This is a genomic window from Paraburkholderia sediminicola (assembly GCF_046027825.1).
GTDB lineage: Bacteria > Pseudomonadota > Gammaproteobacteria > Burkholderiales > Burkholderiaceae > Paraburkholderia > Paraburkholderia sediminicola_D.
Genome location: NZ_JAQQDU010000021.1, coordinates 31,628 through 58,528 on the forward strand (window position 1 = coordinate 31,628; position 26,901 = coordinate 58,528).

Sequence of the window (26,901 nt, forward strand, 5' to 3'; positions counted from 1 at the left end):
GCGAGAACTATATCATGACACCGAACCATGACGGCAAGGCGGGAGGCGGCTTGCGGATACCTGTCAGTCGGCCGTGAAAGTCGCAAGGAAAGCGCTTGGAAAGCCAATGGGTCGACCTTAATCAAATAACCACTATGCAAGCATACGCACCCGCAACTGTCGTCGCTGCCCGTCTCGATCGTCTGCCCGTAACGTGGCTTCATGTGATTATCGTCGGCGTATGCGGTGTCGGTTTCTTTTTCGATCTGTTCGAAGTCGTGCTCGGCAACGCGCTGTCAGTGGTCTTTTCGACACCGCCACACGTTGCAACGGCGCGCGAACTGTCCTTGCTGCTTTCGTCGCTCTATGTCGGCGCTGCCGTCGGCGCGCCAGTGTGCGGGTTCCTCGCGGACAGGTACGGCCGGAAGACCGTTCTTACGGCGCTTCTGTTCTGGCTGACCTTCTCATCGATTTGCGCGGCTGCCTCGTCTGGCATCGCCACGCTGACCGTTTTTCGCGGCCTCACAGGCGTCGCGATCGGCGCGTATTGGCCGCTCGTCGTCGCGTATCTGACGGACATCCTCCCGCCGCGCCGCCGCGGGACGTTGATCTTCGCCATGGTGGCGGTCGGCACGCTGGGCTCCGTTGGCGGGATCTCGGTGCTGCGCTGGTTGACCATCATGCAGCCGTTCGGGTTCGAGGGCTGGCGCTGCGCGCTGTTGCTTGGCGGGATAGGCAGTTGTGTCGCGGCCGTTGTCTTTCTATTCCTGCCGGAATCCGCGCGATGGCTCGAAGCCAGGGGTGACAGCGCATTCGCCGAGAAGGCCTGCACGCGCTTTGAACGATCGTTGGGCATTCTCAGAGGCCGCTTTGCATCAAGCGCGCAGGCCGCGCTTCCCGTAGCACGCATCGGCGAACCCGGTCCAGTCACCTCGGGGCGCCGGCAGGTGGCCATTTTCGGCATGCTGTTCGCCTTGAGCCCGTGGTCGACCGTCGCGTTTCCCCTGATGACCGGTGTCGTGCTGGTGCAAAGAGGCTATGGCCTGAAGGACGTCCTGCTGTACATGACGTTCAGCTTCCTGGGTCCGTTTGTCGGTGTCATGTCGGCCAGTACAATCGTCGACGCGATAGGACGCAGGGCGGCAATGGTCGTGTCCGCCCTCGTGATGATCGCTTCCGGGTACGCCTTCTGCGTGACACCCGAACGATCCTTGCTGGTGGCTGCCGGGTTCGCGTACACGTTCTTTTGCGTCGTCTATGTCACCACACTCAACATCTATAGCAGTGAAATTTTCAGCACGCGCGCCCGCGCTTCTTCGCTCTCGCTGGCCTGGAGTCTGAACCGGATCGGCGCCGCGGTTGCGCCCGCCACGCTGCTGCCGATTTTGCATCGCAGCGGCCCTGTGACGATGTTCCTGCTGATTGCGCTCACCCTGGTGGTCAGCACGATACTGCTGTGCGTCGCGCCACGCAGTCGTTCCTGCGAGCCGGTCCGCTGAGTGCCAGCCTGTCGCCCGCCCCGGCGCGCTGATCGCCGGCCCACGTGCCGATCAGCGCGTTGGACTGGCCGGCTCCGGCAATCGCCATCAGCAGACGAATGCTCAGATCGGGCGCCGGCAGCGCACGCTCATGGGTCACGTTCCAGGCCGCAAGCGTCGCGCATGCGTGTTGCTGCAGTTCCGCCCACAAACCCAGTCCGAAGAAAAACGGCCCGGCGGTGATGAGCAGCTCCGCACCCAACGTGCGGTCGGAGCACGATGACGCAATGAGATGCAGTGCAGCACGCACATCGTCGAGGCGCACACGGAATTGCTCGAGTGAAGTCCGGTCGCAGTCGGCGCCCGCGCTCCCCAATGCACCTCCGACGCTTGCGTTCACGAAAGACACAAAGCGATGTTCGCTCCTGCGCGCTTCGCCGTTATCCGCCAACTTCTGCAAGGCATAGGCGCGGGTGGTTTCAAGGAGGCGGTAATGGATCGCCCCCTGGCAGACCTCCGCAATCAGGAGTGACTTCTCCGACAACGCGCAGACGGCATCGAGCACGTCCGTCGCGTCCACGTCGTCGCCCGCGGCAATCGCCGTTGCCGCATCGAGCCTGAACAACGACGGAAACACGCCGACGCGCCTCAACACGGCCTGCTGCTTCGGCGTGAGCAGATGGTAGCTCCAGTCGAACGTTGCTCTCAGCGTTTGATGCTGCGGCAATGCGGTTCGATACCCGCCGGTCAGGATCTGCAACCTGTCGTCGAGATTGGCGGCGAGCTCGCGGATGCCGAGCGTCGCCGCACGTGAGGCGGCCAGTTCGATGGCCAGCGGCATGCCGTCGAGCCGGCGGCAAATCAGCGCGGCGAGCGCAATGCCTGGCTCGTCCAAGGCGAATCGACTGTCGATCGCCCGTGCGCGGTCCAGGAACAACTGGACCGCACTGGTTTCGAGCGTGTCGTGACGGTATGGCTCCTGTCGCGGTACTGCCAGCGCACGAACCCGGTAGACGCATTCGCCGGCAATTTTTAACGGCTCGCGGCTGGTCACCATCACTTTGCATAACGGCGCCGCGGCAAGGATCGCCGCAGCAACGTCGGCCGCTGCCTGAATCACGTGCTCGCAGTTGTCCAACAGGATCAGTTTGTTCGCGCCGCGCAAGGACGCCGCGATCCGCGCGAGCGGCGGGCAATCGCTCGTGCCCTCGGGATCCAGCACCTCGGCCACCGCGCACGGCACGAACTGCGGCGTGGCCACGCGCGACAGCTCGACGAGCCATACGCCGTCCGCAAAGCAGTCTACGAGTTGCCGGCCCGCTTCGATTGCAAGGCGTGTCTTGCCGATGCCGCCTGGACCGACGAGGCTGATCAGTGTCGCGCTTTCGCTTGCGCCAATCACTTCTTCGATTGCCTCGTCACGTCCGTAAAGCGTCGAACTGGGCGATGGAAGATTCGACTGGACCGCTGTCCGGGTGTGCCCGGCTTCGCGCCCGGCACATCCGGACAGCGATTCGGACGCTGAGCCCTGCGCCTCGAGCGCAAGGCGATACCCTCGTCCGGGCACGGCGATCAGGCGGTTGGACGACGCACCGAGCATCTTTCTAATGGCAGAAATATGGACGTGCAGATTGTTGTCCACAACCACCGTGTCAGGCCAGACACGGCGCATGATTTCGTCCTTGGAGACAAGGTTGCCGCGCGCGCTGGCCAGCAGTTCCAGCATGTCGAAGGCTCTGGAGCCCAGATTGAATGGTTTCTTCGCAACCAGTACCCGACGCTGATCCGGCAAGATCTCGACATCGCCAATGGTCAACATGATGGCTTCCCCTGACTGCAATACTCACGTCCATTGCGGTATGTCTACGGCATACCGGGCAGTTTTCGCAGCGCCCGATGAAATCCGCCTGGGCATTCGCCCCAGTCGGCGGATCGGCTGCTGAACCGATGATGACGCGCCGGCACCATGGCTCCAAGTGAATATCCGTGAAAAAAAGCAACCGGCATGACGGGATCGGCGTGCCTGAAACGCCTGCCTGTTCGCGCCAGTGGCCGATCAACGGGCGGCCGCTGGCCGCAATGTCACCGTACAGGTCATGCCCATTGCGAGCTTGACCCCGGCGGGAATCCGATCCAGATGAATCCGCACCGGCACACGTTGTGCGAGCCGCACCCACGTGAAGATCGGGTTGACGTCGGCGAGCAGGTCGCCGTTGCTGGTCGGGTTATCCCGATCGGCGATCCCGCTCGCCAGACTGTCGACGTGGCCTTCGATATCCTTGCCTCCCGACATCAGACGCACGACAGCCTGATCCCCGACATGCACGTGCGGAAGCTTGGTCTCTTCGAAGTAGCCATAGACCCAGAACGAATGCGAGTCGATGAGCGCCATGCGCGCCACGCCGGCCGTGGCGAAGTCGCCGGGATAGAGATTCAGATTGGTGATGTAGCCGTCGGTGGGCGCATGCACTTCGCTGCGCGTGAGGTTGAGCACCGCGGTCTGCTGCGCGACCACCGCCGCCTTGACCATGGCTTCGGCTGCGTTGTAGGCGGCGACGTCGGCGGAATAGGCCGATGCGGACTGCTGCGCAAGCGACGCCGAATCAACCCGGCTCTCGTCGGAGATCACGTCACCGGCGAGATTGGCCCGGCGCGCCGCCTGCGCGCGCTTCATCGCGAAGCTGGTTTCGCTGCCGGCCATCTGGGCTTTCGCTTGCGTCATCTGCGCCTGGACTCGCTGGAGATCCGCGTCGGCTTGCGCAACGGCGTAGCGGAAGCGGGCCGGGTCGAGCACGAACAGAACGTCGCCTTTGTTGACAAGCTGGTTGTCTTTCACGCGCACTTCGCTGACGAGACCCGAGACGTCGGTTGCGACATTGACAACCTCGGCCCGAACCCGGCCGTCACGGGTCCACGGCGAGAACATATAGTCCAGCCATAGGAGGCGAACCAGCAGCGCCGCGACGAGCAGAAAGCCTAGCGTGAAACCTGAGCGCAGGATGGATTGCATTTTCATCGTCTTTATCCAGCGCATTGGCTGGCTCATTGGCTAGCGTGAGCGGTCAGTGGACTCATGGAAGCAGGTCCTGTTCGAGGGTCATTGACGCAGCAGCAGCGATGCGCCGCTGAACAGCGTGGCGAACAACGCGACCCGGAAGAGCCCTGGATGCCAGGTGTATCGATAGAAGCCGAGTCTCGCAAGCACCAGATCGAGCACGATGAACAGCAGCACGCACGCCACGAGGATCGGCAATAGACCGGGCACGAGCAGTGAAAACAGATCAATTTCGCCCGGCATCGTCCGCTCCCTGCGAAACACGCTCCGCCGAAGTCGACGCGAAGCCGCCGCCGAGTTCCTTCATCAACAGCGCCCACGCGTCGAGGCGTCTCGCCTGAACGTTCGCGAGGCTCTCCTCCTGTTGCAACTGTTCGGTCTGCGCCGCCAGCACGTTGAGAAATTCGGTGATGCCGCTGCGGTAGCCCGACTCGGCAAGCCGGAACGATCGGCGCGCCGAGTCGAGCGTGCTTTCGATCGACGCCTGCTGCTGTTCGAGAGAGCGCAGTGAGACAACCTGAAGCGCGACGCCCTGCATCGCATTCACCACGCTCTGGTTGTAGGCATCGACGGCCGCGTCACGGGACGCGACGGCCACCCCGTATCGGCCGCGCCGCCGCCCACCGTCGAAGATCGGCAGCGAGATCGCCGCGCCCACACCGTGGCCCACGCCGTCGCCATTCAGAAAATTTAAGAACCCGCCGAAGGTTGCCGCGGAGCCGAGCGACGCAGTGGCCAGCAGGTCGATGTCCGGATAAAAATCGGCGTGTGCGGCATCGATGCCTTGATCCGCTTCGAGCACGCGCCAGCGCCCCGCCACCACGTCCGGCCGATGCCCGATCAGTTCGGCCGGCAGCGACGCCGGCAACGTCACCGGCACATTCAGCGCGAGGCTCGGACGGCGCAGCGAATCGCCATAACCCGGCCCCTTGCCGGCCAAACCGGCAATGCCGATGCGGCTCAACGCGAGTTGCTGCTGCGCTTGCTGAACACGGGTCGTACTCATTGCGAACTGCGTCGCGGCCTGGCTGACCTCGAGACGGCTGCCGACGCCCGCGCGCCATCGGCGCGTCGCGATGTCCAGCGTGCGCTGCTGTTCGTCCTGCACGGCCCGGTCAACGTCGAGCAACGCGTATTGCAGCGATAGCTGCACGTAGCTGCGCACCATCGCCGTCTGCAATTCGACTTCCGCGAAGCGCGCGTCCGCGGCGACGGCGTGCACGTTGTCGAGTGCGCCTTCACGAATGTCGCGCGATTTGCCCCACAAATCGAGGTCGTACGAAAGATCCGCCGCAATGCTGTTGCTCCACACCGTCGTGCCGCCGGGCGGCGCCGGCGTCGTGTAGCGGGCATATCGTCTGCGCTCGAACTCGCCGCCGGCATCGAGTTGGGGGAATGCGTCCGCGCCGGCGATCTGCGCCTGGAATCTCGCGGCGTCGATTCGCGCCTCGACGGCGCGCAGGCCGGGGCTGCCGGCGGTGGCGTCCTGCACCAGCGTGTCGAGTTGCGGATCGTTCCATTGCCGCCACCAGCCGCCGGCCGGCCAGGCGGCATCGTGTTCGGTCGCGCGGATCGCCTCGCCGGGGTCGAGCGTCGCCGGGTCGATCAATGACTCGTGCGGCCGGATGCCACCGCTGTTGATACATGCGCCCAACAGCAGCGCACAGGCGAGTGCCGCCGTCAGCGGTCGGCATGCAGCAAATGCGGGAAAGTCACGCGGGTTCATGCCGGCGTCCCCGTGGCGTGCCATAGCGGCAAGGTTTCGTCCTGCAGTGTCAATTCAGTGAAATGCAGGAGCGCTCGCATCCGGCATTGCGTAAGCAATGCCGGATCGGCGCTGGTGTCCGGTGGTGCTTGGGGTGATGGCAGCGGCAGCGCATCGGGTGGCGTATGCGGAAGCGTTTGCGGCAGCGTCTGCTGCGACGCTTGCGGCAACACGACCGGCAGCGCTTCCAGCGCGCGCCGCGTCGCCGCCAACGCCTTGTCGGCGGCCCGCGGCATGACGCCGGCAAACATGTCGGCGAGCGCCGCCAGCCAGTCGCTCTGCACCGCCGGCCAGCCGGACGGCAGCGTGTCGCCGAGCTGTTCGGTGTCCGAGCGTATCTGGATCATCGCCCGCCCAATCTCCAATGCCGCGAAGGCCCAGCCGATCAGATGGTTGCGGTCCACCCGCGCATCGGCCGGCGCCGACGCGATCTGGACGATGAAATCACGCAGCGGCAATTCGAATGTGAAGAGCAGATCGTCGAGATCCCCCTCGCGCGCCGTGTGGGCAACCAGGGCGCGAACCTGCTTGAGGTATTGGGCTGAAATCCAGTCGCCGGCTCGCGGCGCGACGACCGAAAACGCGGCGGCCGCCACCGCTATGCCGCACAGCAAGGCAAAGCCGGTGTCGAGATAGGCGCTCGGGTTGTAGACGGTCGGATTCGATATGCCGACGATAAAACAGAAATAGATGCTGAAGCCGAGCCCAAGTATCGACGTCTTCGCAAACGTATTGACATAGCTGCCCACCATCACGACGATCGCCATCGACAACGCGAGCAACACGAACCCGTCCAGCCGTGGCAACAGAAAAAAATTGAACGCGAATCCCGCGAGCCAGCCTGCAAGACAGCCGCAGAATATCTGCCAGCTAGCGGCAGTGGGATTGGGTGCGAGCGCAAACAGCGTGCTGGTAATCGCGACCGCGACAATTGCGCTCGATCCGCCGACCCATCCCGACGCGAGCCACGCCGCACCGACCAGCAACACGGCCGCGGCCGCACGGATCCCGACGATCACTGCTGCCGCATGATTGGCCGTTGCCCGGGATCTGCCGATGTGGCTGACGGCCTGAATCAACGACTGCGCCCACGGACGCCGATCGGCCGTGCGCGCTTCGACGTAGCGGCCGCACAGCACGCGAAGATCGGCAATCGAAGAAAACAGCGCGGAGCCGGCCGTACCGACGAACTGCCGCTGCTGCGGCGGCAGTTCGCTCAGCGCGCGAAGGAGCGTGCCCAGATGCGCGGGCAATGCCTGTTCGAGCGCGGCAAGACGGTTCGACAAGGTCTCCACCTGCTCGAGCGTAATCAGATCAACCTGTGATCCATGCGGCACGATGGCGAGCAGCGAGCCGATCAGTTCGTCGACGGCCGCTAGCACGCGGGGATCCGCATCGGCGGCAACACGCGCCTGAAGTTGATGCAAGGCATGAATCCAGCCGACCGTGTCGAGAAAGCGCCGGTCGAGATCCAGAAACACCGGATTCAGCAAGCGGACCGACGGATCCTCGAACACCGCGCCACTGCGCAGGTTTTCCACCCCGGCGCGCTCACGGATCAGTTCGAGCAAGGTGTCGAAACCGCCCACCACCAGCGCGCCGTCGAGCATCGAATGCAGCGCGCCCAGCAGGTTCGTGAAACTCCTGCGGCTAGCTGCATAAAGTACCGGCGTGACGCGCTGCGGGAACACCACTGCGCTGACGAGACTCGCGCACGCCACCCCGATCACGACTTCACTGACGGTGAACACGACGTTATCGAATACGCCGTACGGGCTGGACCAGACCGGCATCGCGGTAATGGCGGTACCGTATCCCGTCAGCACGAAGCCGTACGACTGAAAATTGCGGTAGTACGACGCACCGAACACAGACGCCCCGATCCACGCCGCCAGTGCGACGAAAAACAGCAGCGGCTGCTGCGGAAACAGCGCGATGAGAACGAGACCGGCGAAGCTGCCGCACACCATGCCCAGACCGCGATAGAAGCCACGCGCAAGCACCATGCCGCTTTGCTGATGCATCATCACGATCACGACCGAAACCATGGCCGTGGCCGGCGTGCGCAATTCGAGACGCATGCACAGTCCCATCGCGAGGGCCGCCGCGACGGCCACCTTCACGATGTGGACGAAGCGGGGACCGTCGTCGCTCCAGTAGGTCCGCCACTCGTCCCGCAGACGCGGCCACGCCGTGCTGCCCATAGGCACGTTCATAACGCACTCGTCAGTTGCTGAACATCGATCCGCATCCGGTTTCGGGCAAGCCGGGGCTAACGCAGGTTGGTCCGCGCGAGCTCGATGATTTCGTCGCCTCTGCCGCTCAGGATCGCCCGCATCATGTAGAGACTGAAGCCCTTCGCCTGAGCGAGCTCGACGTTCGGCGGCATCGCGAGTTCGTGTTTGGATGTCACGACGTCCACGAGTGCCGGACCCGGATGGGCGAAAGCCTGTTTCAGCGCGCCCGCCACGTCTTCCGACTCTTCCACGCGGATGCTGAAAATGCCCGCGCCTTGCGCGATCGCTGCGAAATCGGTCTTGCTGAGATCGACGTTGGTGTCGAGGTAGCCGCCCGCCTTCAATTCCATCGACACGAAGCCCAACAGGCTGTTGTTGAACACCACGACCTTGATCGGCAAATCGAGTTGCCGCGCGGTGAGCAGGTCGCCGAGCAGCATCGACAAACCGCCGTCGCCCGACAGCGACACCACCTGCCGCCCCGGATGCGCGCCCTGTGCGCCGAGTGCCTGGGGCATCGCGTTGGCCATCGATCCATGATTGAACGAGCCGTGCAATTGCCGCTTGCCGTTCATCGTCAGATAGCGCGCGGCCCAGATAGTCGGCGTGCCGACGTCGGTGGTGAAGATCGCGTCGTCGTTCGCGGTCTCGTCGATGAGTTTCGCCAGATACTGCGGGTGGATCGGCCGGCCCGCGCCGGCCGGCGTAGCGAGATCGTCGAGTCCCTTGCGAGCCGACGCGTAGTGCTTGCGGGCGTTGTCGATGAACGCGCGGTCAGTCTTGCGGTTCAGCTTCGGCAAGGTCGCGGCGACAGTTTCCTTAACCGTCCCCACGAGCCCCAGCGCAAGCGGCGCGCGATGACCGAGTTTCGAGCCCTTCCAGTCGATCTGGATGACCTTCACGTGAGGCGGATAGAACGGCCGATACGGGAAATCGCAGCCCAGCAGCAACAGCGTGTCGCACGACATCATCGCGTGATAGCCGGAGCTGAAGCCGATCAGCCCGGTCATGCCCACGTCGTACCGGTTGTCGTACTCGATGAACTGCTTGCCGCGTAACGTATGAACCACGGGCGCACCCAGCATATCGGCGAGCGCCACCACTTCGTCGTGCGCGCCTTGCGTGCCGCTGCCGCACATGATCGTCACCGCATCCGAGGCGTTCAACATCGCCGCGAGACGATCGAGATCAGCCTGCGCCGGCAGGATGGTCGGCGGTGCGCTCTCGGTCCACGAGGGCACTTCATCCGGTCCGTCGCTCAATGCCACATCGCCCGGCAACACGATCACCGCAACGCCGCGCTCCTCGATCGCGGTGCGCATCGCCCGCGCCAGCACACGCGGAAACTGCGACGCGGAAGACACGAGCTCGACATAGTGGCTGCACTCCTTGAACAGTTCCTGCGGATGCGTTTCCTGAAAGTAGCCGAGCCCGATTTCCGTCGACGGAATATGGGCAGCGATCGCGAGCACGGGTTGCTGATTGCGATGGCAATCGAACAGCCCGTTGATCAGATGCAGATTGCCGGGTCCGCAACTGCCGGCACACACCGCCAGCCGCCCGGTGGAAGCCGCATCCGCGCCGGCCGCGAAGGCAGCCGCTTCCTCGTGACGGGTATGCATCCAGCGAATCGAGCCGGTCTGATCGAGGCTGTAGGCGAGTCCGTTCAGGCTGTCGCCCGTCACACCCCAGATCCGTTCGACGCCTGCCGCGGCGAGCGTGCCCGCGAGATATCCGGCAATGGTATTCCTGGCCATGCTTGACTCCTGTTCACGGAAGATGAAGATCGACCGGGCGCTCTCGAATCGGGGGGGCGTCCTGCCTGACCGGAAGAAACCCTCGCCGTGAAGCGGCGTGGCCGATGCGGTTCCAATCCGGTAAAGCTAGGGGATAGCGGGGAAAATGTCCTGAACCCGGACTGAAAACACCTGAAGGAACCCGGTTCAACAGCACAATGGAAGCGGGCATTGCGGACCGTGTGAAATCCAGTATGCTGATCATCCCGCTGACACCCTGACGAATCCCGCTGTTCGCCATGAACCTATCCTTTGAAGTCCTGCAGGTGCTCGATGCGATCGATCGAACCGGAACCTTTGCGAGTGCGGCGGAAACGCTTCACAAGGTCCCGTCTTCGTTGACGTATCTGGTTCAGAAACTCGAGCTCGATCTTGGGGTCAAGCTGTTCGACCGTACCGGCCGCCGCGCGACGCTCACGCATGCAGGGCGCGTGGTGGTCGAAGAAGGCCGCCGTCTGCTGGAGGCCGCGGAGGCCCTCGAATGCAAGGCGAAGCGAATCCAGCACGGTTGGGAATCCGATCTGCACATCGCTATCGACGAGATCATCCCGTTCGAGTTGCTCTGGAACCATGTCGACCAGTTCTACAAGCTGAAGCTGGACACGCGGCTGCATCTGACGAAAGAAGTGTTGGGCGGTTCATGGGATGCGTTATTGACGCGTCGCGCCGACCTGATCGTCGGCGCCGCGGGTGAGCCGCCGCCGATTCCCAATCTGGTCGCTAAACCGATCGGTTCGCTGCGGCATGTTTTCGTGGTGGCGCCGCATCATCCACTTGCGTCCATACCCGGACCGCTGACGCTGGATATCGTCGCTCGACATCGCGCCGTCGCGATCGGCGATACGTCTCGCAAGCTCGCGCCGCGGACCATCGCGATCGCCCCCAATCAGGAGGTGTTGACGGTGCCGACGCTCGAAGCCAAGCTCGCCGCTCAGATCAAAGGCCTGGCGGCAGGCACGATTCCAGAATGCCTGGCGGCCGAACCGCTCAGCAAGGGTGAACTGGTGAAAAAGGAAGTGCTCGGCATGCGCGATGTCACGCAGTTCTATCTCGCGTGGCGCGACGATGAGAGCGGTAAAGCCCTGCGCTGGTGGGTCGAGCAGTTGGACCGGCCGGATCTGATCGACGAGGTTGCGCAACAGAGGATGTTGCACGGATAAAGCGTGGCTAGCCGCCTCGGCTGATTTTGCCGCGCAGCGGCTGGTCAAATGGGCCAGACGTTGCATTTGTATCGGTATCTGCGTCTGCGTCCGCATCTGCATCGACCGAAGCGTTGGCCCGCTTGCCCGCCTCGGTGGCGATCCGCAGCAACTGTCGCGCGGCTTTGAAGTCATCCCAATCGAGACCCTCCGTCAGCCTTGCGCATGCAGAGTTCAACAACTGCACGGCTTCCATGCTCCGGCCTTGCGCATGCCAGAGCCGCGCGAGACTCGTTGCGGTACGCAATTGCAGCGAGCGGGCGCCTTGCGCTAACGATTCTTCGAGTGCCGCGATCAGGCAAGCCTCCGCGTCCGTCGCCACGTCGCCCAACGGCGGCTCGCCGGCATACGCCATCAGCAGCAGTTCGCCGTGAACGCGCCTGAGCTCGACCGCATACCAATGATCGCCGGTTTCGTCGCACTGCGCCAATGCGGCCACCACCGCGGCGATCCCCTCTCTCCACTGCCCGGCGCGCCCGAGCGCGAGGCTGTACTGTGCGGCGAGCATCGCGCGCGGCGCACCGTACCCGAGCGATTCCAGATCGTTCAACGCCGTGCGGAAGGCATACACACGCTCCAGACCGGTTTCGTCCAGCGAGCGCAGGTATTCACCGAAACAGCGACAGCACGCCTGCGATACGCTCAGGCCGCCGCGCCCCGACACCTCCTGCAACATTGCAATCGCCCGCGCCGCCCGGTCCCGCTTGCCGGACAGCAGCGCCAGCGGCACCTCCGCCTCGACTAGCACATAGCACGTGACGATGGCGTGCCCCTGATTGCACGCGGCGGCCACGCACTGCTCGGCCAGCGCGAGGGCCTGATCGCGAGAGCCCTGCAACCACAACACGCGTGCAAGTGTCGCGCGGCCGACTACCCGCTGGTCGACCAACTGTCCCAGCGGGAGGTGATGCTGCAAGCCGTCCACGTGTTGCAGAAACTGTTCGAGCAGCAAGCGCGCCAGCCGTTGATCGCCCACGTAGTGTGACGCAATCCCTAGCAACCGGTAGCCGAGGACCGCTTTCATCGCGTCACCCGATTCCGAGGCCAGCGAGGCAAAGCGCTGCGCGAACGCCAACGCATTGCGCGCGGCGCCGGACGATTGGCCCGCGTTCCACATGCCCCACAAGGCGCGGGCTTCAAACGCCTGATCGCCGAGCGCGATCGCCGTGGCGAGCACCTCTGCCCAGATGCCGCACGTCTCCCGATTCGGCCCGTTGACGTACACGAGCGCCCCACCGAGCGCCGCCAGAAGTTGCATACGCACGCGCAAGTGCTGGGTGGAGCGCGAGCCCTGATGGGTCGCCGCCACGGTATCGAGCGCGCGCCGCGCCCAGGTGCAGCATTCGTCCACCAGCGACAGCTCATAGAGAAGCGATGTGACTTTCACGGCCAGCATTTCGCCCAACGCCTCGTCGCCCTTCGGCGATAAAGCCCAGCCGAGCGCCGCGCGCAAGTCGTCGAGCAACCCGCGCATCCGCTGATGCCATGGTTCGGAACACGAGCTCGCCGGATCCGCACGCCTCGCCATTTCGCACTCCAGCAAACTCGAGAAGTAACGCGCGTGATTGAGCGTGGTGAGACGCCGCTCGCCGTTGTCGTCGAGCTTCTGCAGTGCATAGGCACGCGTGGTTTCCAGCAGCCGGTAACGTGCCTTGCCACGCTCCACCTGTGTCACCACTAACGATTTTTCGACGAGACCCGACACCGCTGCGATCACGTCGAGTTCGCGCAGCGCGCCGCCGCCGACCACCGCAATCGCTGCTTCCAGCGTGAAGCCGTTGGCGAAGATACCGAGCCCGCGCAGCGTCGCGCGCTCCGTATCGTCAAGCAACGCGTGGCTCCAGTCGAGCGTGGCCTTCAAGGTCTGATGCCGTGGCAAGGCGGTGCGATTGCCGCCCGTCAACATGTTGAAGCGGTCGTCGAGATGATCCGCGAGCGTCTCGATGCCGAGTATCGCCGCGCGCGCCGCCGCCAGTTCGATCGCCAATGGAATACCGTCGAGCCGGCGGCATACCGTGCCGGTCAGATGGATACTTCGCTCGTCGGACGAAAAACGCGCGTCGATCGAGCATGCGCGTGACAGGAACAGCTTAACGGCGCTACGCTGCAACACATCCTGGCTCTGATCGTCCTGGGCAGGTACCTCCAGCGACGCAACCCAATACAGGTGTTCGTCGACGACGCGCAGCGGCTCGCGGCTGGTCGCAAGAATGCTCGCGGACGAATTTGCGTTCAATAGCGTTTCGGCAAGCTCGGCAGCAGGACCGAGCACATGCTCGCAATTGTCGAGTACGAACAACACGCGTCGTTCACTCAGTTCTTTGCTAACCCGCGCAATTGTGAGCGACCCGGCCGCCGCGCTCACGCCGATGCTGGTGGCGAACATCGCGAGCACACTGTTTGCGTCCGATGCGGAGGCGAGCGAGACCAGATAGACGCCGTCAGGATAATGCTGCAGCAAACTGCGCGCGACTTCGACCGCGAGACGCGTTTTGCCGATACCACCGGAGCCGACCAGCGTCACGTGACGAGTCGACGCGAGCGCCAGCGTGACGTCGTTCATCGCTTTCTCGCGCCCGACCAGCGTCGAGAAATTAGCCGGCAGGTTGTTGGGAACCGTACGGTCCTGCCTCGTTTCGACGGCAGCCTCAAGCTCATCGTCACGAGCGGTGTTAGCAGAATGCGTCGTCAAAGCGTCCCGCAGTACCAGCCGGTAGCCTCGTCCCGACACGGTCTGGATGAGTCCGCGACTTTCGCCCAGCACCTTGCGCAGTGTGGACATGTGCACCTGAAGATTGTTCTCCTCAACAAAGGTATCCGGCCATACCTGTTTGAGGATGTCGTTCTTCGACACCAGCGTGCCGTTGGCTGCGATCAGCACGGCGAGCATGTCGAATGCGCGGCTGCCAAGCCGCAGGGGTTGGCCGTCGCGAAAGAGTTCCCGGCTGACGAGGTCCACCTGAAGCGGGCCAATGCGAATCATAGCCTGAGTATCCAAGACGCAGCGGGTAGAGGAACAACGGAGGACTGACCGCTCAGCGTTGTGTCCCCGCAGTCTAGACCAACAGAGGAGACACATGCGCGGAAAAAACTGAACTTATTGTTCAAAAATTTTGACCGGTAGATGGCTCCGTGTTGCCTGATCTAACGCGGATCGCCGTTCATCGCCATGGGGGACATACGCGCGATCACGGAAGCCAGAATCATGGCGTCGGCGTTCGCCGGGATCGCGCTGCGCACCCTCGGTTTGTAGATCGGATCGTCACGGCGGATCGTCGCGCCGCTCAAGGCGCAACATCCCTTGTGCCGGGCCCGGCAACTGATCCACACCTGATCGACGTAACGGCAGCGGGTTGAGTCCTGCCAGAGCACGGCAATCGACGTTTGCGAGAGCCGCTCGATCACTTCCACCTGAACATGCCGCGAGGGCGCATTCGAGGCGATGCACTTCGCCCGCGGCTTGAGGTACGCCTCGCCCTCGCCTTCGCAGCGATAGCTGGCCAGAAGCCTGACGATCATATGCTCCCAAACAGGAGCGCCGCCGTCCAGCACGACGGCCACGTTCCCGCGTGGCGGACACAAGGCCTCATGCACGGCGCGCGCTTCCTGATGAACCGTATCCGTGCGCTGTTTCAAGTGCGTTTCGCTGTGCATCGTGCTCATAACAATGACCTCCTCCAGCACCTCAACGTGATGACGTTGTGCAGATACGCCGGCTACCAGCCGAATTTGAGTTCGACGCCGACGTAGTCCGCGTTACGCGCGCCCAACTCGCGCAGAGACGGTCCAATCTGAAAATGCACGGCTTCGAGCGCTGCGGCAAGATTCGCGGCAACCGCCCAGTCAGCGCGCAGTTGCGTATAGAAACCGGTCCATAGGTTGCCATGCCCCGCCGTGCCCGGCACGACCGCCGAGCCCTGCTGGTAAACCGCATCCGCGGTGGTCTCGCGCCATTGCAGACCCACACCGGCCAGCAGCGTCAGCTTGCTATTCGGTTTGAGGGTGAGCGACGGCTTCACGTGAATCAGGTTGGCGTAGCCGGTGTAGCCGGCCAGCGCGAAGTAGTAGCCATTCGGGAACAACGGGTTGAAGGTACCGACACGGCCGTCGCCGGGATGGCTGTCGCCCGACGCGGCATCCACCTGAATGCCGAACCGCGGCGTCCACGGGGCGGTCTTCAGCGTGTAGCCGGCGAGGGACCCCACCGCCCACGCATCGATCGTGTCATTGCCGATGTGTCCCGACTGGTACATTCCCTCAACGTCCCAGTCGATCGCGTTGACGTTGCCGGAATAGCGCGCATCGAATACATCGCGATGTTCGTTGCCGGTCGCGTCGAGGAAGTTTGCATTCGTGCGGTTATAGCGGGAGTAGTACGCGGACAGATCCCCCGGGCCGACGTTTTTGCGCTCCACGCGCACGCCGCTGAAGGTCAGATTGCGATTCGAGACGTCATCGAAATCCGAGGTGTCGCGATACTGCACCGGCTGCGTCGCGTAGGCGATCCAGCGCCACGGACCGGTTTCATAGTCGGCCCAGATCGCGTCGAACGCCTGGCGCACATTGGGACCGTCACGCACGGAGATGAAGCGCTGCAAGTCGAACGCCATTTCCTGCCGCCCCACCCGGAACTTGAAGGTACCCGGCCCGAGCGGCTCGGTGATGGTGACAAACGCCTGGCGCAAATTGAGCGGGTTATTATCGACCGGCGTGACGTTGTCCTTGCCATAGGGTTGCGCGTCTTCGAATTGCACGAAAAACTGCACGTGGGGGCCGAGGTGCACATCCGCATGGACGTCCAGCCGTTGCAACAGATAGGTGTCGTCACGGCCCGAGCCGAGACCGAAGAGCGGCGCGTCGTTGATCTCCAGGCGCTCGCGCAGCACCATGCCGAGCGAGATATACGCGTCGGGATTGCCGAACAGCGGAATGTACTTGAGCGAATCGAACGGCGCTTTCGGCACGCACGGATTAGCCAACACCGACCAGTCTTCCTGCCAGCGGTTGAACATGATCGCAGGCCGCGCGCACGAGGAACTAGCCGCAGCCGGCACCGCAGTCGCGCTGCCCGTCGTGCCGCCCGTGGCACTGGTGTCGTCAGCGCCACCCACCGCTGTATCCACCGCCGATGCCGGCAGCGCGGCAGCGAGGCCCGTGCTGACCAGCAACGCGCGGACGGTGCGCAACGCGGCATAGCGCCGCCGGAACCGGGTTGCGTGGGGAGGCTTCGGCGGCGCCACACTGTGCTCATTACTGACCATCGTGGACTTCAGCAATGTATCCACCCGGGAATTCGAGCACGGCGGTCTTGCCCGCTTCGCTGCTATACGGCGCATACAGCACCTTCGCGCCTGCCGCTTGCGCGCGCTCGAGCGTCTGTGCCACGTCGTCCACGGCATAGCCGGTCGTTTCACGTCCGAACGGGAACGGCAGCTTGCCGTCCGTGACGAACACCACCATGCGCCCGAAGCCGGAGTTGATGCGAATCTCCCGGATCGTCTCGCCCGGCCGGCCGATCACGCCGGCATCCGCGCGCGGATTGTCCAACACCACCTTGCCGTGCGAAAAGTGCAGCCAGCGGCGCACGAAGTTGTTCGCCTCGTAGCGCGACACGTACACGCGATTGTCCGGCACGCTATGCAGCGGCGCGTAGTCCGGCGCCTTGGTGTGCCAGTAGAGTTGCATCGTCAGGCCGCCCGGCCATTGAATGATGGCGTCCTTGCCGATCGGATCGTCGAACGTATCGACGAGAACATTGGCACCGGCGGCACGCGCGGCGCTCACCGCCTGATCGATATGGGTGACCAGATACCCGGTCCGCTCGCTACCGAACGGATACGGAATCGGAGTTTCGAAGCCGAACACCGACAGCATGCCGACCGGTGTCTGCACATACTGCGATGCGGTCTTGCTCGGTGTAGGTGTCACCGTAAACACCGCGCGTGGCGACGCCTTGCCGCCGAAGGTCGCGAGGAAACTGGCGACGAACGCGTCGAGATCCGGCGCGGCCACATACACGTGGGTCGTGTCGTACTGTGCGCCGACCGATACGTCAGGTTGTCTGGCCGCGAGCGCGGTTTTGCCGGTCGGCACTTCCGGTGGCCCGGCATCGGCGAATGCGGACGAAACCGGCGACAAGCCGATCCATAACACGGCGCTGAGAAGCGCGACTGGGCGAAAACGTTGAAGCGAATTGAACATAACGGTACCCGTCGAGTTAGCAAGCTTTGAATAACGGCCTCGCAGCGAGGCCAGTTGTATTGTCTGACGAGACAGGTCAGTCAGCCGCCTTCTTTCGTCGCACCTGGAGCTACCGGTTTTTGCACCGCGTCGCCCTTCATCTGATCCGCGGCCTGAACCGCCTGCGCCTGGGCGAAAAACTGCGCCTTGACCACCGGTATCGCGTGCTCGCCCAGCACCATGCCGAGCAGGCCGGCGAGCGCGATCAGCGGCGGTGCCGGCGACTGCACCTTGAGCAGCCAGTAGAGAAGTCCGATTCCAAAGCCGACGCCTAAAGAAATGATGTAACCCATTCTGCTTGTCCTCTTGATAGCCGCCAGCAGCGTTCGCGTCGCCTCTTTTCTCAACAGGCACTCGACACGCGCTCAGGCGGGAGTACTTCACGGTAAATAACGCCAATTCGTCGCTTCAATTCGGCCAGTCGCACCCCAGCACCAGTCCGCAGAAATTCAGGCGCCGATAGTTCGGGTCCCACCGGTCCAGCACGTCGGCATTCACCGTGCCGAACGTCGTCTCGGGACGATGTTGCATGCCCAGCGCATACGCTTCGATGATTTTCTTCTTGAAGCCCGATTCGCGCGGAAACGCCAGCACGATTTCGTCACGCTGTTGCGCGGTGAATTCGTCGTAGCGGGCGCCGCGAACATCCATCTGCACGCCAGCGCTGACTAGCGCGATAACGGGCGACATGTACTCAGGAATGTACGGCGTGGTGTGCAGCGCAATCGAGGTCCATACCTCCTGAATCGCACTCTCGGCAACGCCATGCTGCCGCATGAAGTCACGCGCGGCATTCGCGCCATCCACTTCAAACCGGTGACGGGAATGCTGATGCTGCGCATTCAGACCGACGTTATGAAACAGCGCGCCGATGTAGAGCAGGTTCGCGTCGAAAGCAAGGTGTTCGCGAGAGCCGGTCAGCGCGCCGAACAGAAACGCCCGCAACGCGTGATGAAACATCAACTCGGACTCCGTGGCCCGGATCAGATCGGTCGCTGCCCGGGCCATCGCGCCGTCGGGAATGTCGACGCCCGCAATGCTTTTCGTCATCTCACCTCCTCCATGTCGGACATCCTCGTGCCTTGCGATCTGTCCAATGCAGCGTAGCGAACTAGTCCGATAAGAACTTCGGTGGAAACTTAAAAAGACTGAATCGATGCGGTACTTCCGTCATCCCGCTCATAGTGTGAGTTCATGAAAACGCCGCACGCCGTCACGGATCCATTGCAACAAGCCGCCCGGACTCTCATCCACGTTCGCGGGCGACGCAAGCAGCATCTTTTCGCTTTCGTGGTGTTCGGAAAGCAACCGGCACATTTCTCTCACCACTTCGGGCCGCCGTGCGAGGATCGGCGTCAGCGCGGCTTTGTCGAGCCTGAACACCGTGGCGCGGGTCAGCGCGCGCACGATTACGCTGGTTCTGACGCCGGCCAGGATGCCTGACTGGCCGATCGAATCGCCTGGCGCGAGTCTGCGCAGTTCGAGCTCGCCGCCGTCTTTCGGCACGGTCACTTTCGCCACGCCTAGTGCCAGAATGTGAAGCTCGTGGCCCCCCTCGTCAGCGGCCGCGTAGATCGTGTCGGCAGCATCGAATTCGTGCTTCGTCAGCTTCGCTTTGAGTTCGGCGATCTCTTCGTCGTCGAGCGTCTGGAAAATCAGCACGTTGCGCAGCAACCGGTGTTTCTCGTCCATGACCTCGACAGCCGGTTCAGACACGGACAAGGGGCGTAAGACGACACCGCGCGATAACAGGTGCCGGTGCGCGAGGTCGAATAGCGCATTGCGCACATCGACCTTTTTGCTCAAGGTGTCGACGTAACAGACAATCTCGTACTCGATCGCGTCGTTCGTGGCGCGGCGCACGCTGACAAGCGGCTTGGGATCGTTCAGCACATCTTCCGAACTGGCGGCGGCGTTCGCGAGCGCCTCCAATACCACGGCAGGCCGGATCGACGGCTTGACCGGCAGCACCACGCTGATGCCGTGCGTGTTCATCGGCTGATTCGCGTTGACGATATTGGCGCGCGCCGCCACGCTGTTCGGGATCACGACGATATTGCCTTGACCGTTCAGCAGGCTGGTGGCGCGCCAGTTGCTCTCGACCACTTTGCCTTCCACCTCGCCGACCGTGACCCAGTCGCCGATGCGAAAGGGCTCGGTCGCGTTCAGCACGACGCCGGAAAACACGTCATTAAGCGTGCTCTGGATCGCAAGGCCGAGCACCACGGCAAGCGCCCCGGACGTCGCGAGCAAGCCGCGCACTGGCAGTTGCAGGACGAACGCAATCGCGCCGACCCCCGCCGCCAGAAACAGGAGCGCGCCGAATACGTCCTGAAACAGACGCTCCTTGTGCCACGTCTCGGGCAGCACGGCACGATCCAGCACGATGGTCAGAAGACGCGCGCCTTGCAACCACCACACCACCTCCAGCACCTGGGCGAGCAGGTGGCGCAGCGGTTGATCCTCCCAGGGCGCCGCGCGCAGCGGATTCATGCCCGAACTGAACAGCACGTAACTCAACAGTCCAAACAGCAGCGCGCGAAAGACCAGACGCGCCTGCTCGCTTTTGCTGTCCATGAAGCGCCACGCGAGGAAATCGAGAACCAGGATGCCTATGCCAAACAGGACTCCGTCGGTCAATGTCGGCATGATGTTCCCCGCTTGCCCTGTGGGAAGAATCCCTGGATGTCAGAACGCGAAACAGCTGCATCCCAGGGCGCCCCAGAAGCCGTTCGAATCGCTGACCGGCACGTTCTTGCGCCATGCCCAGCCGTGCGCATGGGCATGCACCCCGCACAGATTCACGCAGCCATCCACGCACGCCACCGCGCCCGGCTTGTAACGGCTGTAGCCGCCGAACTCCGCAACGGGCGACCACGACGGGCTAACCGGCAGATCAGGGGGCGCGAGCGGCGCGAATTCATCGTCGGCGTACACAACCTTGCCGCCCACCACCGTCATCGCGGAAGTCAGGAACTTGATGCGGCTCTCGTCGACCGTGAAGTAATCCTCGCTGAGCACCGCGAAGTCCGCGAACTGACCGGGAACCAGCGCGCCTTTGCGCTCCTCCTCGTTCGAGAACCAGGCGCTGCCCACCGTGTAGCGACGCAGCGCTTCCATCCGGTCCAGACGATTTTCGCTCGTATACATCGCGGTACCGCCGACCGTTTTGCCCGACACCATCCAGTACAGCGATACGAAGGGGTTGAAGCTCGCCACGCGCGTAGCATCCGTTCCCGCACCGACGGGCAGGCCCGCGTCCAGCATGTGGCGAATCGGCGGTGTGCGTTGCACAGCCGCTTCGCCATAGCGCTGAATGAAGTACTCGCCCTGATAGGCCATCCGATGCTGGATCGCAATGCCACCGCCGAGCGCGCGCACACGTTCGATATTCTTCTGCGTGATGGTCTCGCAGTGATCGAAGAACCAGCGCAGCCCATTAAACGGAATCTCGGCGTTCACGCGCTCGAAGACATTCAGGAAGCGCTCGATCGATTCGTTGTAGGTGGCGTGCAGACGGAACGGCCAGCGGTTCGCCACCAGCAGCTTGACGACGGCGTAGAGCTCGTCCTCGAGCGTGTCCGGCAAATCCGGACGCGGTTCGAGAAAGTCCTCGAAGTCGGCGGCGGAAAACACCAGCATTTCGCCCGCGCCGTTGACGCGCAGGAAATCGTCGCCTTCGCCGGGCTTCGTCATCTTCACCCACTTCGCAAAGTCTTCGATTTCCTTCTTGGCGTTCTGCGTGAACAGGTTGTACGCGATGCGTACGGTTAGTTCATTGTGCTTCGCCATGTCCATGATGACCGCGTAGTCGTCCGGATAAGCCTGGTAGCCGCCACCCGCGTCGATCGCGCTCGTCACGCCGAGCCGGTTCAGCTCGCGCATGAAGTGCCGCGTGGAATTGTGCTGATCGTCCGGCGCGAGCTTCGGGCCCTTCGCCAGCGTGGCGTACAGCAGCCCGGCGTTGGGCCGTGCGATCAGCATGCCCGTCGGATTGCCGCGCTTGTCGCGCTGGATCTCGCCGCCGGGAGGATTGGGGGTGTCTTTCGTATAGCCGACCGCTCGCAGGGCCGCCCCATTCAACAGCGCGCTGTCGTAGAGATGCAGGAGGAACACCGGCGTGTCCGGTGCAATCGCGTTGATTTCGTCGAGCGTGGGTCCGCGCCGCTCGGCAAACTGAAATTCGTTCCAGCCGCCCACCACGCGCACCCACTGCGGCGCCGGGGTACGGGCCACCTGCTTCTTCAGCATCTCGAGCGCGTCCGCCAGCGACGGCACGCCGTCCCAGCGCAACTCCATATTGAAGTTCAGTCCGCCGCGAATGATGTGCAGATGGGAATCATTGAGGCCGGGAATGACCGTGCGACCTTTGAGGTCCACGTGCCGCGTCTTGTCGTTCACGTGCCGCATCACGGTATCGCGCGACCCCGAAGCGATGATGCGGCCATTCGCTACGGCGAGCGCATCGGCAAAGGAGCGTTTGTCGTCCTGCGTGGCGATCTTGCCGTTGAAGAAGACAACTTCGGCCGGCGTCGGCGCGGAAGTAGGGGAAGTCATGGCGATCCTCATAGGGAGCGCTCCGCGTTTCACGCGCGGAGCCATTCATGGGAAGCGGGCGCTCGCCGCGACTGCTTACTTCTTTGCAGGCACCGCTGCCAGAACCTCGTGCAACACCGCCGTGCGCTGGGGAGCCTTATGCACCATCGTGTAGGCATAGTCCACGCCCATCCCATACGCGCCCGAATGCTCTCTGACAATCGCCATGACGGCTTCGTAAGTCTCCTTGCGCGCCCAATCGCGCTGCCATTCGAGCAGCACCTGTTGCCAGGTCACCGGAACCACGCCGGCCTGAATCATGCGCTGCATTGCAAAATCATGCGCCTCCTTCGACGTGCCGCCCGACGCGTCGGCGACCATATAGATCTCGTAGTCGCCTTCGTCCATGGCGCATAACGCAAACGTGTTGTTGCACACCTCTGTCCACAGACCTGCCACTACGACCTTTTTTCGGCCATTCGCGGCAAGCGCGTCACGAACCTTCTGGTCATCCCACGAATTCATGGACGAGCGCTCAAGCACTTTGTGGTCGGGAAACACGTCCAGCAGCTCAGGGTACGAATAACCCGAAAAGCTTTCGGTTTCCACTGTCGTGATCGTGGTGGGGATGTTAAATGCCCGCGCTGCCTTCGCGAGTCCTACCACGTTGTTCTTTAATACCTGACGGTCGATGGACTGGACCCCAAAAGCCATTTGCGGCTGTTGGTCGATGAAAATCATCTGCGAGTTTGCAGGCGTCAGAACTTCAAGTTTCGGATTTGCCATGGCTTTGTGCATCCTGAAAGTTTGGTGAACATGGGAAGACATGCCGCACTCGCTTGAAGTGAAGTGCGCGAGAAACTGAAGCCCAGTCTATCGACGGCTTTCCTGATAGTCCTTGTTGAAAACCTTAATAGTTCTTAAAAAAGATGGACGCAGAAAAGGCCCGGCAGGCGTCACGCACGACGACGTTCCCAGAAGAATTCATATTTTCTGCAAGACTTTGAGCGCGTTGAATTCCTACACTTCAGTTACCGGATTCAGGAACCCACGCTGGATCGATCGACACCGTCAAATGGATCCCAATGAAAGACGAACAACGGTTGCTCCAGAAGGGGCCGCGGCTTGCGCAGTCGTTCGGACTCGGCTGTCCGCCTCCCTGATTTTCCATTCATAACAATTAAGCATTCTGAAGTTCTCTACAGAACTAGACGCCGTAGGATTGAAGCCTGCGATGTCGAGTCACGCATCGTCAAGATCAGGCGTCCTTCAACATCACAAGACTGGAGAAAAAGCTTGGCTAATCCATCCGGAATTCCGTCGACGAATCGCAGGCAGCTACTCGTTGCGGGCGCCGGTGCAGCCGGCGCGGCCGTCGCTGCCATGGCCGCACCTGGTATCGCGATGGCCGCGACGGCGACAGGCGGCAGCGCGCACGCAACCCATCCCACTCACAGCATGGAGAGCGACACACCATGAACACCGTAACGACCAAAGACGGCACGCGCATTTTCTTCAAGGACTGGGGCACCGGCAAACCAGTCGTCTTCTCGCATGGGTGGCCGCTTGATGCCGACGCGTGGGATGCGCAGATGCTGTTCCTGGTGCAGAAGGGCTATCGGGTGATTGCGCACGACCGCCGCGGTCACGGTCGCTCCGACCAGCCGTCGTTCGGCAACGATATGGACACCTACGCCGACGATCTGGCTGCGGTGATCAACGCGCTCGAGCTGAAGGGCGCGATGCTCGTCGGTCACTCGACGGGCGGCGGTGAGGTCGCGCACTACATTGGCCGCCATGGCACCTCGCGTGTTGCCAAGGTCGTGCTGATCGGCGCTGTACCGCCGATCATGGTCAAGACCGAAAGCAATCCGAACGGCCTGCCGATGTCGGTGTTCGACGGCATTCGTGCCAATGTCGCCAGTAACCGCTCGCAGTTCTATAAAGACCTCGCCATGCCGTTCTACGGCTTCAATCGGCCCAACGCGAAAGTCGCGCAAGGCACGATCGACGAGTTCTGGCGCGAAGGCATGCTCGGCTCAGTGCTAGGTCAGTATGAATGTGTCAAGCAGTTCTCCGAGGTCGACTACACCGCTGATCTGAAGAAGATCGATGTACCGACGCTGATTCTTCACGGCGACGACGATCAGATTGTTCCGATCGACGATGCCGGCCGCCTGTCGGCGAAGATCGTGAAGAACGCCACCTTGAAGGTCTACCCCGGCGCGCCTCATGGCATGTGCACGACGGAAGCGGATAAGGTCAACGCCGATCTGCTCGAGTTCCTGCAGAGCTGATGCACGTGCGAGCGCTTCGTTAGCGAAGCTGGTGAAGCGCTCGTTGGGTACGAAAGTCAGCGCAGTCGATCCATCGCCATCTGCGTAACGATGTCGAAGGCCTTCTGCGTCGCACCGACATCAGCCTTACCCTGGCCCTGAATGTCGAACGCCGTGCCATGCGCCGGTGTCGCGATCGGTACCGGCAATCCGCCGTGCACGGTCACGCCGCGCCAGAAGCCCATCAGCTTCATCGCGATCTGGCCTTGATCGTGGTACATCGTGACAACACCGTCGAACGCTTTCTGGTCACGCGCCCGCACGAAAATCGTATCGGCAGGGAACGGCCCCTGGGCGTCGTAACCCCGCTTGCGGGCCACCTCCACCGCAGGCGCGATCACGTCAATTTCCTCGCGGCCAAACGCACCGTTGTCGCCGTTATGCGGATTGAAACCGCACACCGCGATACGCAGCTTCGGATTACCGGCGCGCTTCAACCCATCGTGGATCAGTTGCACCGCGCCCACAATCCGCGCTTCCGATAACTTCTCGCTGACGTCCTTCAACGCCATGTGCGAGGTGACGCGCGAGGTCCACAATTCGTCGAGCACATTGAACTCGCAGAAACTGCCCGTATAGCCGAGCTGCTTCGCGAACCATTCCATTTCGTCGCCGGTTTCCATCCCGGCCATATGCAACGACGTTTTGTTCACCGGCGCGAACAGCATACCCTGCGTTGTGTTCTTCTGCGTCAGCGCAAGCGCCTGCCTGAAAGCATCCAGACTGTAGCGTCCACCGCGCTCGGTGGACGTAGCGCGCTCGTACGGTTCGTCGCCGGTCAGGCGGAAGTCGATCAGCGAAGGCACGCCCGGTTGGCGAAACGCTACGTCGGCGTTCTCGACCACCTGGTACTCGAAGCGCTGATCTGCGATCTCCATACCGGTTTCCAGTTCGCGCCGGTCGCCGATGATCAGCAGTTCGGCGCGCGCGCGATTCTCGGCTTTCGCGAGCAAACGCGCGATCAATTCGGGACCGATGCCGGCGGGATCGCCGAGAAGGACCGCAATGCGTGGGTTCATGGTGTCTCGTCCAGTGATGCGTTTATTCGATGATATTGAAGTCGTCGAGATGCTTGTCGCTCAAGGTGATGCCAAGACCGGGCGTCTCGTCCGACAATTGCAGGAAGCCGTTCTCAGGGCGCGGCTCGCCTTCGAAGATGTAGTAAAACAATTCGTTGCCGACCTCGACGTCGAATACCGGAAAAAACTCGGACATCGGACTCGCGGTGCTCGACATCGTCAAATGATAGTTGTGCATCTGCCCCGCATGCGGAATCACTGGCACCGACCACGCTTCGGCCATTGCGTTGATCTTGCGGGCCGCCGTAATGCCGCCGACGCGGTTCGTGTCGTACTGGATCACGTCGAGCGCGCGACGTTCGAGCAGATCCTTGAAACCGTAGCTCGTAAACTCGTGTTCGCCGCCGGACACCGGCATGAGGTTCATCTTCTTCAGTTCCTGATAACCCTCGACGTCGTCGGCGATCACCGGCTCTTCGATCCAGCGCGGATTGAATTCGGCAAGGCGCGGCAGCATCCGCCGCGCGTATTCGAGCGTCCAGCCCATATAGCATTCGAGCATGATATCGACTTCGTCGCCGACCAGATCACGCAACAGACGCACCTGGTCGATATTTTTTGCCATGCCTTTCGGGCCGTCTTTGGGACCGTAGCCGAAGCGCATCTTCATCGCCGTGAAGCCTTCGTCCAGGTAACCCTTGGCCTCGCCGAGAAACGCATCGCGATCGTCGTTGTTGTAAAGCTTCGAGGCGTAGCACCAGATCTTCTCTTTCGTGCGGCCGCCAAGCAGCTTGAACACCGGCTTCTTCACGGCTTTGCCCATGATGTCCCACAGCGCGATATCCACCGCGGAGATCGCCGCCATGCCGATGCCCTTGCGGCCCCATGCGAGCGTGCGACGATACATTTTCTGCCAGATGTACTCGTTGTCGAACGGATCCTCACCGATCGCGATCGGTGCGAGATAGTCGTCAATGATCTGCTTGGCCACACGTGGTGCCAGCGCGCAGTTGCCGATGCCGACCGTGCCGTCGTCGCATTCGATTTCCACCACCAGCCAGCCGTGGAACCGGAACGAGCCCATCGCATCGCCACGCTCGTAAAGAATGTCGACCGCGTTCGTGCAGAAATGCGCTTGCGGCGGCACGACCTTGCCTTTCCATTCAAAGACGCGCGTGCGGATGTGCTTGATCTTCATGATTGAGGGTGTCTCCCGTGTCGTTCAATACCCTGTAGTGTGCGAAACTATGCAATAACTGAC

21 protein-coding genes are annotated in these 26,901 nt (G+C 62.5%); 4 read left to right on the forward strand and 17 right to left on the reverse strand.

All coding sequences use genetic code 11. The features are described from left to right. The first annotated feature begins 134 nt into the window (after positions 1-134). On the forward strand, positions 135-1,478 hold the full coding sequence (locus PQQ96_RS14105; protein WP_408292548.1) for an MFS transporter: 1,344 nt from the start codon (positions 135-137) through the stop codon (positions 1,476-1,478). On the opposite strand, the gene PQQ96_RS14110 is transcribed toward PQQ96_RS14105, so the two are convergent. The 6 genes from PQQ96_RS14110 to poxB all read right to left on the reverse strand — a co-directional run bounded on the left by PQQ96_RS14110 (position 1,420) and on the right by poxB (position 10,271). After that, complete coding sequence (locus PQQ96_RS14110) at positions 1,420-3,276, reverse strand: ATP-binding protein (RefSeq protein ID WP_408292550.1); 1,857 nt, start codon at positions 3,274-3,276, stop codon at positions 1,420-1,422. The two genes, PQQ96_RS14105 and PQQ96_RS14110, sit on opposite strands and share 59 nt — an antisense overlap. Positions 3,277-3,513: 237 nt before the next feature. Then, complete coding sequence (locus tag PQQ96_RS14115; RefSeq protein WP_408292552.1) at positions 3,514-4,473, reverse strand: HlyD family secretion protein; 960 nt, start codon at positions 4,471-4,473, stop codon at positions 3,514-3,516. Positions 4,474-4,554: 81 nt separating this feature from the next. After that, positions 4,555-4,755, reverse strand: coding sequence for a DUF1656 domain-containing protein (locus PQQ96_RS14120; RefSeq protein ID WP_408292554.1), 201 nt, complete (start codon positions 4,753-4,755; stop codon positions 4,555-4,557). After that, entirely contained in the window at positions 4,739-6,238 is a 1,500-nt protein-coding gene (locus PQQ96_RS14125; RefSeq protein WP_408292556.1) for an efflux transporter outer membrane subunit, read from the reverse strand. The genes PQQ96_RS14120 and PQQ96_RS14125 overlap by 17 nt, the downstream gene beginning before the upstream one ends. Beyond that, complete coding sequence (locus PQQ96_RS14130; RefSeq protein WP_408292558.1) at positions 6,235-8,493, reverse strand: FUSC family protein; 2,259 nt, start codon at positions 8,491-8,493, stop codon at positions 6,235-6,237. The genes PQQ96_RS14125 and PQQ96_RS14130 overlap by 4 nt, the downstream gene beginning before the upstream one ends. A 56-nt stretch (positions 8,494-8,549) precedes the next feature. Further along, positions 8,550-10,271, reverse strand: coding sequence for a ubiquinone-dependent pyruvate dehydrogenase (gene poxB / locus PQQ96_RS14135; RefSeq protein WP_408292560.1), 1,722 nt, complete (start codon positions 10,269-10,271; stop codon positions 8,550-8,552). A 278-nt stretch (positions 10,272-10,549) separates the two neighbouring features. Here poxB and PQQ96_RS14140 point away from each other — a divergent pair, with 278 nt between their 5' ends. Beyond that, positions 10,550-11,470, forward strand: coding sequence for a LysR family transcriptional regulator (locus PQQ96_RS14140; RefSeq protein ID WP_408292562.1), 921 nt, complete (start codon positions 10,550-10,552; stop codon positions 11,468-11,470). 7 nt (positions 11,471-11,477) lie between these two features. Here PQQ96_RS14140 and PQQ96_RS14145 read toward each other — a convergent pair whose 3' ends face one another. From PQQ96_RS14145 to PQQ96_RS14185, 9 genes are all read right to left on the reverse strand, one after another. Continuing rightward, positions 11,478-14,492, reverse strand: coding sequence for an ATP-binding protein (locus PQQ96_RS14145; protein WP_408292564.1), 3,015 nt, complete (start codon positions 14,490-14,492; stop codon positions 11,478-11,480). 161 nt (positions 14,493-14,653) lie between these two features. After that, positions 14,654-15,172 (reverse strand): DUF3331 domain-containing protein, encoded by a 519-nt coding sequence (locus PQQ96_RS14150; protein WP_408292566.1) that lies wholly within the window; start codon positions 15,170-15,172, stop codon positions 14,654-14,656. 53 nt (positions 15,173-15,225) lie between these two features. Then, positions 15,226-16,770, reverse strand: coding sequence for an alginate export family protein (locus PQQ96_RS14155; RefSeq protein WP_408292676.1), 1,545 nt, complete (start codon positions 16,768-16,770; stop codon positions 15,226-15,228). Beyond that, positions 16,760-17,710: a VOC family protein gene (locus PQQ96_RS14160; protein ID WP_408292568.1), complete on the reverse strand. Its 951-nt coding sequence runs from the start codon at positions 17,708-17,710 to the stop codon at positions 16,760-16,762. Before PQQ96_RS14160 ends, PQQ96_RS14155 begins: the two co-directional genes overlap by 11 nt. An 80-nt stretch (positions 17,711-17,790) precedes the next feature. Beyond that, positions 17,791-18,042, reverse strand: a complete 252-nt coding sequence (locus PQQ96_RS14165; protein WP_408292570.1) for a DUF1427 family protein — start codon at positions 18,040-18,042, stop codon at positions 17,791-17,793. Between the two features lie 115 nt (positions 18,043-18,157). Next, positions 18,158-18,799 (reverse strand): HD domain-containing protein, encoded by a 642-nt coding sequence (locus tag PQQ96_RS14170; RefSeq protein ID WP_408292572.1) that lies wholly within the window; start codon positions 18,797-18,799, stop codon positions 18,158-18,160. A gap of 129 nt (positions 18,800-18,928) precedes the next feature. Continuing rightward, entirely contained in the window at positions 18,929-20,398 is a 1,470-nt protein-coding gene (locus tag PQQ96_RS14175; protein ID WP_408292574.1) for a mechanosensitive ion channel domain-containing protein, read from the reverse strand. Positions 20,399-20,437: 39 nt separating this feature from the next. After that, a complete protein-coding gene (locus PQQ96_RS14180; protein WP_408292576.1) occupies positions 20,438-22,306 on the reverse strand; it encodes an amidohydrolase in 1,869 nt (622 codons plus the stop codon). A 75-nt stretch (positions 22,307-22,381) separates the two neighbouring features. Further along, entirely contained in the window at positions 22,382-23,071 is a 690-nt protein-coding gene (locus PQQ96_RS14185; RefSeq protein WP_408292678.1) for a hydrolase, read from the reverse strand. Positions 23,072-23,581: 510 nt separating this feature from the next. Here PQQ96_RS14185 and PQQ96_RS14190 point away from each other — a divergent pair. Together PQQ96_RS14190 and PQQ96_RS14195 are read left to right on the forward strand one after the other, a co-directional pair. Further along, complete coding sequence (locus tag PQQ96_RS14190; RefSeq protein WP_408292578.1) at positions 23,582-23,764, forward strand: hypothetical protein; 183 nt, start codon at positions 23,582-23,584, stop codon at positions 23,762-23,764. Continuing rightward, positions 23,761-24,582, forward strand: a complete 822-nt coding sequence (locus tag PQQ96_RS14195) for an alpha/beta fold hydrolase (protein WP_408292580.1) — start codon at positions 23,761-23,763, stop codon at positions 24,580-24,582. Before PQQ96_RS14190 ends, PQQ96_RS14195 begins: the two co-directional genes overlap by 4 nt. A 56-nt stretch (positions 24,583-24,638) precedes the next feature. Here the strand turns inward: PQQ96_RS14195 and PQQ96_RS14200 are convergent, their stop codons facing one another. Continuing rightward, a complete protein-coding gene (locus PQQ96_RS14200) occupies positions 24,639-25,640 on the reverse strand; it encodes a 4-hydroxythreonine-4-phosphate dehydrogenase PdxA (protein ID WP_408292582.1) in 1,002 nt (333 codons plus the stop codon). Positions 25,641-25,662: 22 nt separating this feature from the next. After that, on the reverse strand, positions 25,663-26,838 hold the full coding sequence (locus PQQ96_RS14205; RefSeq protein ID WP_408292584.1) for an L-rhamnonate dehydratase: 1,176 nt from the start codon (positions 26,836-26,838) through the stop codon (positions 25,663-25,665). Positions 26,839-26,901 lie beyond the last annotated feature (63 nt).